The following is an 11,500-nucleotide window of genomic DNA, read 5'->3' as shown; positions in this document are numbered from 1 at the left end:
TCCGAACCGCCGTGTACGGACCCGTACGCACGGTGGTGTGGGAGGGGTCGGGTCGCGAGGCCTGCCCCTATCCCGATTCCTTGCAGCACGTTGCGACTTTCGTTCGTTTAAGTCTGTCTTAATAGTTGCTTGCCATGATAAGGACACAGATTCACATTCGGAGTCTGTCAGCCCGCCGGCGTATCGGCGGAGTTTGCCACCGGACAGCAAAATTCGGGTGGCAAAGCCGAGAGTTAGCGAAGGAGGTTGAACCGATATGTCCAGCAAATCGCGAATCCGCAAGCACAGTCAGCCCGCAATGTCGCCGCTGTTGCGCGCGCTGACCTATAGCCGCACCGCACACGAGCCTGTCACCGAGGCGATGCTTTTGCAGTGCTACACCGCTCTCGATGCATTCCGGCGCGGCCACGGTTCGCGGAATCTGCACATGACGTTGAGCCGGCATTTGCTTGTGTCGCAAGAACTTTCCCATCTCGGGCTCGGGGCGGACCTGCTCGCCGACATTGAAAGCGCACACGCGGCGATGGTTGAGCTCGACGCCCGCGAGCGTCGCGATGGCGTCTGGGCACTCGAAGACAGCGAGTATTTCCACCTTTGCGCGGCGCTGGCGATTCTGGACGGGCAATTGTCCAGCGCATCGTTGAGCGACATCGCGAACGCGGAAGCGAAAATGATCGAAGGGCTAATGAGGGCGGCGCAGATACAGGCGACCGCCGAGGCGGCGGTCTAGCCGAACTGCTCTTCGCTCCGTAGAACCCGGAAACAAAAAAACGCCCTACGTGGGCGTTTTTTTTGACTCCGGAACGGAATAAGCCGCCATCACTCAGCGCGCGCTAACCTTGTACCCATCGTTCAGCGTCTTCAGGAACGCGATGATGTCGCGCATGTCCTCATCGCTCATCGCGGGCTTGTCGCCGAATTTTCGATCGAACGGCGCGTCTTTGTCATCGATGTTCGCCTGGTACTTCGCCGGCAGATCATCGTACTTCTGAATCTTTCCATCGGGGCCGCGCGGATAGAACTTCTGCGGGGCGGTATTGCGTTCGTTGTAGAACGCCATGACGTCCTCGAGCGAACGATAAACGCCGTTGTGGAAAAACACCCGGCGCGTGGCGACGTTGCGCAGAGTCGGCGTGAGGAACATCCCGCAATACTGCGTCTGGTCCTTCAGGTCGGTCCGGAAGGGTCCGCAGATACCCATGTCGAAGAAACGGTGGTCCCGGTTGGCGGCAAGGCTCGCATTGCGCGGCACGCCGAGCGCCTCGTACTGGTAGTCCGTGAACATCGGCGGCAGGCCGTCGGAACCTGGCTTCGAAAGATGGCACCCCGCACAGTTCGCCTTGTTCGGGTCGTTGAACAGACGCAGCCCGTGCAGTTCCGCCTGGCTGAGCCGCGCTTTCCCTTCCAGCCAATAGTCGTATTTGCTCGTGTAAGGATGAAACGATTGCTCTTCCACCTGGTATTGCGCAATCGCAAACATGGCCTCCGACATCGCGAGGTTCACGTTTTCGAAAACGTGCGGACCGAATAGCTGAATGAAGTCGTTCCGGTAAGGCGTGCGCTCGAGCTTCGCCAGGACGTCGGCCATGCTCGCATTCGCCATCTCGACCGGGTTCAGCATCGGACCGGATGCCTGTGCCTGGAGCGTGTCGGCGCGGCCGTCCCAGAACATGCCGCCTTGCGGGACCATCGCCGGCGCGGCAGGCGCAACCCCCGCGTTCTTCTGGGCCTTGTCCACGCCCGCCGCCTGAGTGGCGATCTGCGCGAGATCGGGGGCATTGTCCGCGTCGCCGCTATCCGGGCCGATGCTGAAATTCGGCTGCCGGTAGAGGTACATAAGCGACTGCGGCGGCCGGTAGCCTTGCTGCGTCAGATCGGGCCCGCCTAACTGAACGGCCAGATTGTTCGCCGGCCCGTACGCGTGCGCCGGGCTATGGCACGACGCGCACGACTGGCGACCGGACGCGGAGAGCGTCGGGTCGAAAAATATCTTTTTGCCGAGCTGCGCCACTGCGCTGAGCTGAGCCGGAGCAACCGGACGCTGAAGCGCAATCGGATTGGCATTCGCCCCCGTGAGGTCTTCGACGAGCGCGCCGACTGCTGTCGGAACTCGCGACGGGTATACCAGCGCCCACGCACAGAAGCCGATCAGCGCGATCGGCACGGCGGCGGCGAGCAGCACCAGAATGTGGCGCGCGCTGTACCTCGGCTGATTCCGGGTAGGAGGTGATTCGACGGGAGGAGCGGCGGAAGCGGGCATACGAGTAACGGCAAGGAAGCTAAAAACAAAAAATGTTGCCAACCCGGAAACGGTTGGCAACACGGGGGTACTGTCCAGCTTCGCGCCGCCGGCGCGAGCTGCGGAACCTAGATTGCAGGCACCGACGAGACCGGCGTGCCCAGGTTCGGGTCGACGAACAAAGTCGAGTTGTTGCCGCTGCCGCTGAAGTTGAACAGGCTCATGATGCTGCCTGCCGTCGCATCGAAGGAGCCGCCGCCGATTCGCTGGCTGCCCAGCCAGTTATCTTCGATGAAGCGCACCACGGACGCCTGGCTAATCGCCGTGTGGTCGACATAATTGACCTTCGCCCACGGCGAAATCACGAGGAACGGAATGCGCGTGCCGGGGCCGCAACGGCCGTTGACCGCGGCGCCATTCACGCCGGCCGGCGCCGTGCCCGTGCCGCACTTGCCGGCGCCGTTCAGCTGATCTGCCTGAGCATCGAACGACGAAGACGTCGGGTTCGCATAAGCATGGTCGTACCAGCCATCCGAATCGTCCCACGCGACGATCACGGCCGTGCTCTTCCAGTCAGGCTGTTGCTGGAGGAAGTTGACGATCCTGGCCGTGAACGCCTGTTCGTCGAGCGGGTCGGAGTAGCCCGCGTGGCCGTCCTGGAACGCCGGCGCCTTGATGAAGCTGACCGAAGGATAGTTGCCGGCCTTCACGGCTGCAAAGAAGTCGTCGGTGTCGTACTGGTGGTTCGCCGGGTCAGCCGTCTTGCCGTCCGACTCGAGCGTGTAGCCGATGGCCGCCGTCGCGCTCGGGCGCAAGTGCTGCGGGTTCGCCGTCGACGTGTAGTACTGGAACCAGTTGTGGTGCGGGATATAGTCGGTCGTTGCCTGTCCGACCACCGGCGACACCGTGCTGCGCTTGCAGCCGGTCGTGCCGTTGCTGTTGGTGGTCGCGAGGTTGAAGCCGCCCATGAAGCCGCCCCACGTGACGTTCTTCGCGTTGAGCAGATCGCCGATGTTCTTGCCGGACATCAGGATCTGATCGGTCGTGCTGGAGCACAGGTCGGCAGCCGGGTCGGTGTCGTTGATCAGCGTGATGCCGCCCTGGCCGTCGTTGACGTAATACGAGTGCGACGCCGTCGAAAGATTGAACGGCTGCTGGCTGGTCTTGACGAGTTGCACGCCGTTGTTCTGGCCGGAGACCACTTCCAGCGCGCCCGGAGTCGACGGGCCGTACGTATCCGTATAGGCGTTGTCGCTCATCGCAAAGTGCTGCGCCCAGTTCCACATCGCCGTCACGGTGTTGCCGTCGTAGTAGCCCATGACCTGGCCGGTCGTACCGAAGGCGCCCGCGCCACCGCTCGAACCTTTACCCGTGTATTTCGGGAACAAATCAGCCGCGCCATTGTTATACGCTTGCTGCTCTGCCGTATAAGCGTGATTCTGGTCGGCCGTCGCGGCCTGCGTGCGGTCCAGCCGGAACGGATTCGCCGCGCCCGTGCCGTTCGCGGTGTTCGTGAAGTTGGGGTTCGCGGTCAGCAGCGTGCCGCTCAGGCCGTTCACGGCCGGCGTGCCTGCGGTAGCCGTGAAAGCAGGTTCGCCCGCCGGATTTGTCGCATTCGGATAGGTGGCGAAGTAATGGTCGAACGAGACGTTCTCGTTATAGATCACGACCACGTGCTTGATGGGCGTCGAGGTGGTCAGTTGATTCTGCACTGACACGGGGGTGAGCGAATTACCGCCGTTGCCACTGCCGCACGCATAGAGCGCGACTGCCATCGCTATGCCTGATACGCCAAACAGGAAGGCTCGAGAAAACATACGTTTTAACTCCGGGTATCGTTTTGCTAGTTATTTTTCGACCGCTGTTCGTGGCGAACTCAGCGGGCGCGTGGGGACCGTTTAAAAAACCCACGCACATTGGAGCATCGGGGCGTTACCGGCAAATGGCGCTTTGCTTACCCGGCTATTACGTTGCGGGGCACAATATCAAGCTGATTGAAGGATTTCGTAAGGCAAGTCCGGTATTGACGCAGGCCTGAATAGACAGCCTCAGCAAAAAAAGCCGGCATAAAGCCGGCTTTAAAAAGTTCTAGTATTCCGAGGCAACTAGAACCTGAGAGAAGGACGCGGTCATACCTGGCTTGGCTGAAGAGATGCTGAAGCGCGGCTCCTGACCGCTACAACACCCGCTCTAATCGTTGTACTTCGTAATATCGTAGTACCCGATGCCATTCTGCCCGCCGCCCAACTGCACAAGCCGCGAGCCACCCGTCGTCAATGCCGGGAACGGGCAATTCGTGCAGCTTTGCACGCCGGCCGAATTCACCCCCGCGCTCACCGTGGCCTGATACTGGCCGAAGGTCGTATTGTTCGGCTTGCCGGCCCAGAAACCGTCGACTGCGGGCGACGTGACATCGGCCTTTCCGGGCGCTGCCTGGATCTGCACCGAGGTAACCGGATACGCGAGGTCCTGCCCGTTCACGAGACTCGACCACGCCACGCTCATCGCGTACTGCACGCCGGCCAGCGACCCGCCTGGCGTCAGGAACTGCGCGGCGAAGTCCGGCAGCAGCGTCGGCCATGCGATCGTGCTGCCCGCCGCCGCGCCCACCGGGCTGCCCGGATTGATGATCGACGACTGGCCGATCTGCGCGCCGGTCTTGTCGTAGAACGTCACCGTATAGGTCGCGTAGAGCGGCACGGTGCTCGCGTCGATCGCCTGCGCCGAGTAGTAGCCGCTCGAAGCCGGCGGCGTGAAGTTCGCGCTCGCCGACAGCGATTGCCAGGACCAGCGATACAACGCGGTGTTGCTGCTGGTCGTGGCAGGCGACACCGGCGCTGCACTCAAAGCCTGACTCGACAGGCCCAGCGTGCTGCTGCCCAACGCATTGCGCGGCATCAGCCAGATCGGCGCGTTCAGTCCGGGCCCTGTCACGGAAGCCGAGTACACCGTTGGATTCAACGCGGTCGGAATCGCGATTGCGAGACCCGACTCATAACGGTTGACGTCGTTCAGCTTCGAATCGAGGAAGGTGCGGCGCTGGATCTGCGAACTGATTGCCACGGCGAATTGCGACTGGTTGCCGATCAGATCCCAACCGAGTTGCCTACCGTTGGCGAGCGTCACCGGCGCCGGCAGTTGTTGCGCGATGCTGTACAGCAAGCCGGTGACGGTGCCGCTCGCCAGTGTGAACGGCAGCGAGACGAGCGCAAGCTGCTTGCCGTTGCGCGTGAAGAATGCAAGCGTTTTCGGCGAGCCGAACACCGCGCCGCTGAAGATCGCATCGGACACGCCATGCGCCGTGATCAGATCGGTCGAGCCGTTTTCGAGAAACGCAGCGTCGATCGCCGGCGAGCAGGATGAGCCAAATGTGCTATTCGCCGCGCAGGCGGTCAGCAGGGCCGCGAGCGGTTCCAGATAGTTCGCCGCCACGGTGGGCGCCGCCAGCGTGACGGATTGGGCCGTCTGGTTGTTCAGCGCGACCGTCTTGCCGGGCGCCGCATTCGACACCAGCGACAACCCGCCGTTGGCCGCCGGCACCAGCGACACCGTATCGATCACGGCGTCGGCGCCGGTGTGATCCGGTATGAATGCCGTGCCGATCGGATCGAAGCCGGACATCTGGATGCCGTTTTGCGCGAGGATGTTCGCCAGCATCGTATCGAGCGTGATGGTGGCGATCTGCACGGACGGCAGCGTCACTTTGGCGAGCGCCGTGGTGGACGCGAGGTCGAGCGGATTGCCCGAGGCTGTCAGCATCGCGGCAATCGCGGTGGTCAGCGTGGTGACGTTGACGACGGCGGGCGCGGTGCCGCCCGGCAGTTTGGCGAGCACGGAGACGAGCGGGGCGGAGATGCGTGCGGCGTCGGTTGCGACGATCAGGAAAGGCGCGCTCATGCCTTTCACCGAGATCGTGTACGCACCTTGAGTGTTGGTGGTCGTGGTGGCCTGGGCGCCGGTGGCGTCGGTCAGCGTGACAGTCGCACCCGCTACGGCGCTGCCGGTGGCCACCGTGCCGCTCACCGAGGTTGCCGTGACCGTCGTCGACGAACCAGACGAAGCCGAACCGGAACCGCCGCCTCCGCCACATCCGCCGAGTTGCAAAAAGGCACAGGCCACGGCGGCCGCAACGCCGGTGCGCACTATCGATCGATACATGAATTTCCCCGATGCTTTGATTATGTGATTCGTTTGGATTCGTTTGTTGCGCCGGCAGATTATGCCGATAAATACCGCTGTATTGCCGCGCCGTATCGTGACGTTTTTGTCGAATTGAAAGCCGACTTTTATCCGCGGGTTTTAATCCGCAAACGATGCTTTCACAGCAGGTTTAACGCGTTGGGAGAATACTCGAAAGCGGGCGGTTTTGTATCGCGTGACCAATAATGAAGAGCAGGCCAAGCAATCCAGATGCCGCATCGGCGTTACGAGTGTTCGTAGGGAGCCGGATTAACTGCAATTCTGGCGCTGAGACGGGTTTGCTGGACTCATCCGCGCTTGTTAGACTGGCTCTCGCAAGTTATCCGCAAGCGCGTTTTTGCCGTCATACGCCTGCCGGGCGTTCACGTCTGCGGCACGATCAATCGGAGACTCCATGTCTTATCTGCTGCTTATCGTCGAACCCCCGGAACAACGCATTGAACGTGGCGAGCGTGCCGGGCGCGAAGTCTACAACCAGATGGTGCGCTTCGCCGCCGATCTGAAAGAGCGCGGCAAACTGCTCGCGGTCGAATCGCTGACCTCCACCAACGACGCCGTGCGCGTGCAGGTACGCGAAGGCCACGCGAGGCTGCTCGACGGCCCGTTTGCCGAAGCCAAGGAAATGATTGGTGGCTTTTTCCTGCTCGATTGTGAAACCCGCGAGGAAGCGGTCGCGATCGCGCAAGCCTGCCCGGCGGCGTCGTGGTGCACGGTCGAAGTCCGTAAGCTCGGGCCTTGTTTCGTGTAAGCGGCACACGCCACATGCAATTGACCTGGGGTTTTCCCCTAGTTTAAAAAATCAGTGTCGATCCGGTCGCGTACCGCTCGTCGTGTGAGTAAGGAGCCAGCGAACAAGCCGCGGCTTTCCACTCACAACGAAAGGAGCGATTGCGATGCGATTCATGATCATGGTGAAGGCGACTGCCGCCAGTGAAGCCGGCGTCATGCCGGAAGCGTCCCTGATGGCCGCGATGGGCGCATACCACGAAGAGCTGGCAAAGGCCGGTGTGCTGCTCGACGCAACCGGCCTGCAACCGAGTTCGAAGGGCTGGCGCATCCGCTACAGCGGCGGCAAGCGCACGGTGGTCGACGGCCCGTTTGCCGAGACCAAGGAACTGGTCGCCGGCTACACGCTGATCCAGGTTCGCTCACGTGAAGAAGCGATGGAATGGGCGCGGCGCTTTCCGGCGCCATTCGGCGAGCAGGCCGACGGCGAGATCGAAGTGCGGCAACTGTTCGAACTCGAAGACTTCGAGCCCGGCCCTGAAGTGGAACGCTTTCGCGAACTGAACGCGGCCAAGCGTTGATCCCGACGCCGATCGGCGCGCCGATTCAAGCGCCGATATCCGTTCCTGCGCAAGGACCCCGCGACGCAAGGCACGTACAGCGGCTCGGCGAGCGGCAAGGGTGCGCGTTATGCGTGGCGAAGCGAAAAGGTCGGCGTGGGGCAGATGGAGATCGCCGATACCGCGGCGCCGTCGAGCGTGACGATGAACCTCGATTTCATCAAGCCGTTCGAGGCGCACAACATCGCCGAATTCACGTTGAAGCCCGATGCGGATGCGACTCAGGTCACGTGGGCGATGCACGGACCGGCGCCATTTCTGTCGAAGCTGATGCAGGTTTTCATCAGCATGGACAAAATGGTCGGCAAGGATTTCGAAGACGGCCTGAGCAATCTGAAGACGCTTGCCGAGGCGAGCTGACGGCGCTGCAAATCCGGCGCACCTTGGCGCCCGTGCAGCCCGCACACAACCCGATGAATGGACTCCATCATGCATAAGCAGATCTACGTGAACCTCGCCGTCGACAATCTCGAACGTTCGAAGGCATTTTTCAGCGCGATCGGATTTGGCTTCGAAGCGCGATTCACCAACGAACAGGCGGCGTGTCTGATCCTCGGCGAAAACATCTACGCGATGCTGCTGGTCAAGGATCTGTTCAAGTCCTTCACACGCAAGACGCTCTGCAATCCGCAAGAAAGCACCGAGGCGCTGGTGGGCCTCTCATGTGAGAGCCGCGCCGAGGTGGATGCGCTGGTCGCGAAAGCGATCGCCGCCGGCGGCGCGGCGCCGCGCGCGCCGCAGGACTACGGCTTCATGTACGGGCACGGCTTCGAGGATATCGACGGACACATCTGGGAGCTGATCTATATGGACCCGAACGCCAACGCGGCGGGTTGAGGCCGTGACGACGGCCACGCATCGTGCCATCGAGGCGGTCTGGCGGATCGAATCCGCCAAGGTCATCGCCCACGTCGCGCGGATGGTGCGCGACGTGGGGCTGGCCGAGGAGTTGGCGCAGGACGCGCTGGTGGCCGCGCTCGAACACTGGCCCGACGCGGGCGTGCCCGATAACCCCGGAGCGTGGCTGATGGCGACCGCGAAGAACCGCGCGCTCGACCGCTTGCGCCAGGAAGCGTTGCATGCTCGCAAGCGCGAGGAGCTGGGTCACGATCTCGATGCACAGGAGGCTCACCTCGTGCCGGATTTCGTCGATGCCCTCGATGCAGCACGTGCCGACGATATCGGCGACGATCTGCTGCGGCTGGTCTTCACCGCCTGTCATCCGGTGTTGTCCACCGATGCACGCGTCGCGCTGACGCTGCGCCTGCTCGGCGGCCTGACCACGGAGGAAATCGCGCGCGCGTTCCTCGTGCCCGAGCCGACCATCGCGCAGCGCATCGTGCGCGCCAAGCGCACGCTGTCCGCGGCCAAGGTGCCGTTCGAAGTGCCGCAAGCGGATGCGCGTGCGCCCCGGCTTGCGTCGGTACTCGAAGTGATCTATCTGATTTTCAATGAAGGCTATTCGGCCACCGCCGGCGACGACTGGATGCGCCCGGCGCTGTGCGAGGAAGCGCTGCGGCTTGGGCGCGTGCTGAGCGGTCTGGTGCCGGACGAAAGCGAAGTGCATGGCCTCGTCGCGTTGATGGAGATTCAGGCGTCGCGCACGCATGCGCGTACCGATGCCGAGGGCCGTCCGGTGCTGTTGCCCGACCAGGACCGCAGCCGCTGGGATCCGCTCCTGATCCGCCGCGGGCTGGCCGCGCTTGGCAGTTCGCACGCGCTCGGCGGCGCGAGCGGACCGTATGCGCTGCAAGCGGCGCTGGCCGCGTGTCATGCGCGCGCCCGGCGTGCCGAGGACACCGACTGGGAACAGATCGTCGCGCTATATGACGCGCTGGCGCAGGTGGCGCCTTCGCCGGTAGTGGAGTTGAATCGCGCGGTGGCGGTGGGCATGGCGTTCGGGCCGGCCGCGGGTCTGGACATCGTCGATGCGCTCGCCGCCGACGCGACGCTCGCGAACTACCACTGGTTGCCGAGCGTGCGCGGCGATCTGCTGGCCAAGCTCGGACGCGTGGCCGAGGCGCGCGCCGAATTCGAACGCGCCGCGGCGATGACGCGCAACGCGCGCGAGCGGGAGTTGTTGCTCGCGCGTGCGCGCGAGATGGCGCATTGAGCGGCGTGCATCACGCCGAGAGAAACGCCCAGGCGCCCATCAGCACGCCTGCCGCCGCGACGCCGAACGACAGATTGCGCAGCCATGTCTTGCGCGTGAGTAACGTGATCGCGCTCAATGCGATGGCGATCTGGATCAGCGTGGTGGACTGCGCCCAGCGATGATGACCATGCAGAAGCGCCTCGCTCTTAGCGTCGTTTTGCATGACTTCTTTTTCGAGCTCTTCAGCCTTCGCGCGGATCGGCTCTTTCTGCTGCGTGTATTTTTCGACGTCGGCGACGAACTTGGCGTGCGCTTCCGTATTGCCGGCCGACAGCGCCGCGCCGAGTTCAGCGAGATTCTGCTTCTCGCCCTTGGCCTGGTAGTAACTCCATTGATTCGACGCCTCGGTCTTCTTGATGGCGGCTTCGTTCTTGTAGTAGAGCGCCAGATTTTCGCTATTGCCGCTCTGGTACGCGCACAGCGCGCCGATTGTCGCGAGGATCGCCGTCATCACGGCCATGCGGCTCGCGAAAGGATCGGCGTCGTGGTGGCCGGCATGTTCGACCGCGTGGTCGTGCGGGCCGTGCACTTCATATTCTTCAGACATCTGATTCTCCGAGGCAAAGCTTTTGTTGTATTCCGGACGGCGCTCGCCGATGCGAACCGGGCGCCGGCATCGACGCCGGTGCGGCGAGATTTTCCGGAGGCCTCAATCTTAGCGTGAGGCGCTCAGGGATGGAAAAGGTATTGCCGTTGCGGTAGCGCAAGGTGGACGCGGACGCACACAGCCGCGCCCGCCAGCCGTTCCGGTTACTGCATCGTGATGACGACACGGCCGCGCGTGCCCGCGGCCACCGCTTCGTACGCTTCGCGCGCCTGCTTCAGCGTGAACTGCTGAGCAATAGCCGGCGCTTGCAGCTTGCCGCTCTCGAAGCCTTCCACCAACACGGTCATCAACGGTGCCGATTCGGCAACGCCCAGTTTCGCGCTGTCCACGCCGAGCAGTTGCGTTTCGTTGTGGTAGAAATCGATCAGGTCGAACTCGACGCGGCGCTTGCCGGTTCCGCTGATTTCCAGCACGCGGCCACGGCCTTTGACGAGACTCAGTGCGGTCTCGAACGCCACACCGCCGACCGTGTCGTACGCCACGTCCGCGCCGCCGGTCAGCGCCTTGACGCGCTCGGTCGCGTGTTCGTCGAAGGGAACGTACTCGTCGATCAGCCAGCCCGCCGGCGAATCGGCTGCAAGTGGCTGACGGTCGACGGCAATCACGCGCGCGCCGCGCGCTTTCGCGATCTGCACCACCGCGCCGCCGACCCCGCCGCCCGCGCCGATCACCGCGATGGTTTCGCCGGCTTGCAAGCGCGCGTATTCAACCGTGCCGAACCAGGCGACCACGAAATTCACGCCGATTGCCGAAGCCTGCGCGTGGCTGAGCGTCGTGGGTTTGCGCGACAGCGCGCCGAGCGGAATCTTGATGAACTCGGCGTGCGTGCCGTCGCGCGTGAAGCCGATATCGCCGCCGGTGCCCCACACCGCTCGTCGATGCGCCGCTGATCGAGCAGGTGCTGGTGTGGTCGCCGGCGAACCGAAATCCGTTCCTGGCGCGGTTTCTTGAGT

Annotated in this window: 10 protein-coding genes and 1 pseudogene; 6 read left to right on the top strand and 5 right to left on the bottom strand. The window is 63.1% G+C overall.

Going from position 1 to position 11,500, the window contains the following annotated elements; genetic code table 11:
• Positions 1–256 precede the first annotated feature (256 nt).
• On the top strand, positions 257–730 hold the full coding sequence (locus tag AC3WLT_RS28795) for a hypothetical protein (protein ID WP_492595054.1): 474 nt from the start codon (positions 257–259) through the stop codon (positions 728–730).
• 93 nt (positions 731–823) lie between these two features.
• On the opposite strand, the gene AC3WLT_RS28790 is transcribed toward AC3WLT_RS28795, so the two are convergent.
• The 3 genes from AC3WLT_RS28790 to AC3WLT_RS28780 form a co-directional block, all read right to left on the bottom strand.
• Positions 824–2,260, bottom strand: coding sequence for a cytochrome-c peroxidase (locus tag AC3WLT_RS28790; RefSeq protein ID WP_492595053.1), 1,437 nt, complete (start codon positions 2,258–2,260; stop codon positions 824–826).
• Between the two features lie 107 nt (positions 2,261–2,367).
• Positions 2,368–4,056, bottom strand: a complete 1,689-nt coding sequence (locus AC3WLT_RS28785; RefSeq protein WP_492595052.1) for a phospholipase C — start codon at positions 4,054–4,056, stop codon at positions 2,368–2,370.
• A gap of 373 nt (positions 4,057–4,429) precedes the next feature.
• The gene (locus AC3WLT_RS28780) at positions 4,430–6,397 is read right to left on the bottom strand and encodes a hypothetical protein (RefSeq protein ID WP_492595051.1); all 1,968 of its coding nucleotides are present in this window, start codon (positions 6,395–6,397) and stop codon (positions 4,430–4,432) included.
• 436 nt (positions 6,398–6,833) lie between these two features.
• Here AC3WLT_RS28780 and AC3WLT_RS28775 point away from each other — a divergent pair, with 436 nt between their 5' ends.
• The 5 genes from AC3WLT_RS28775 to AC3WLT_RS28755 all read left to right on the top strand — a co-directional run bounded on the left by AC3WLT_RS28775 (position 6,834) and on the right by AC3WLT_RS28755 (position 9,898).
• Complete coding sequence (locus AC3WLT_RS28775; RefSeq protein WP_492595050.1) at positions 6,834–7,187, top strand: YciI family protein; 354 nt, start codon at positions 6,834–6,836, stop codon at positions 7,185–7,187.
• A gap of 145 nt (positions 7,188–7,332) precedes the next feature.
• Entirely contained in the window at positions 7,333–7,746 is a 414-nt protein-coding gene (locus AC3WLT_RS28770; RefSeq protein WP_492595049.1) for a YciI family protein, read from the top strand.
• Positions 7,747–7,890: 144 nt separating this feature from the next.
• A complete protein-coding gene (locus AC3WLT_RS28765) occupies positions 7,891–8,145 on the top strand; it encodes an SRPBCC family protein (RefSeq protein WP_492595048.1) in 255 nt (84 codons plus the stop codon).
• Between the two features lie 69 nt (positions 8,146–8,214).
• On the top strand, positions 8,215–8,622 hold the full coding sequence (locus AC3WLT_RS28760; RefSeq protein ID WP_492595047.1) for a VOC family protein: 408 nt from the start codon (positions 8,215–8,217) through the stop codon (positions 8,620–8,622).
• 4 nt (positions 8,623–8,626) lie between these two features.
• Positions 8,627–9,898, top strand: coding sequence for an RNA polymerase sigma factor (locus AC3WLT_RS28755; RefSeq protein ID WP_492595046.1), 1,272 nt, complete (start codon positions 8,627–8,629; stop codon positions 9,896–9,898).
• A 10-nt stretch (positions 9,899–9,908) separates the two neighbouring features.
• Here AC3WLT_RS28755 and AC3WLT_RS28750 read toward each other — a convergent pair whose 3' ends face one another.
• Complete coding sequence (locus AC3WLT_RS28750; RefSeq protein WP_492595045.1) at positions 9,909–10,487, bottom strand: DUF4337 domain-containing protein; 579 nt, start codon at positions 10,485–10,487, stop codon at positions 9,909–9,911.
• A 203-nt stretch (positions 10,488–10,690) separates the two neighbouring features.
• Positions 10,691–11,485, bottom strand: a pseudogene (locus tag AC3WLT_RS28745) (quinone oxidoreductase family protein); the annotation flags it as partial.
• Positions 11,486–11,500 lie beyond the last annotated feature (15 nt).

Source organism: Paraburkholderia sp. FW306-2-2C-D06C, assembly GCF_058781505.1.
The sequence above is the reverse complement of the archived record's forward strand: the minus strand, read 5'-3'. Positions and strand labels throughout refer to the sequence as shown.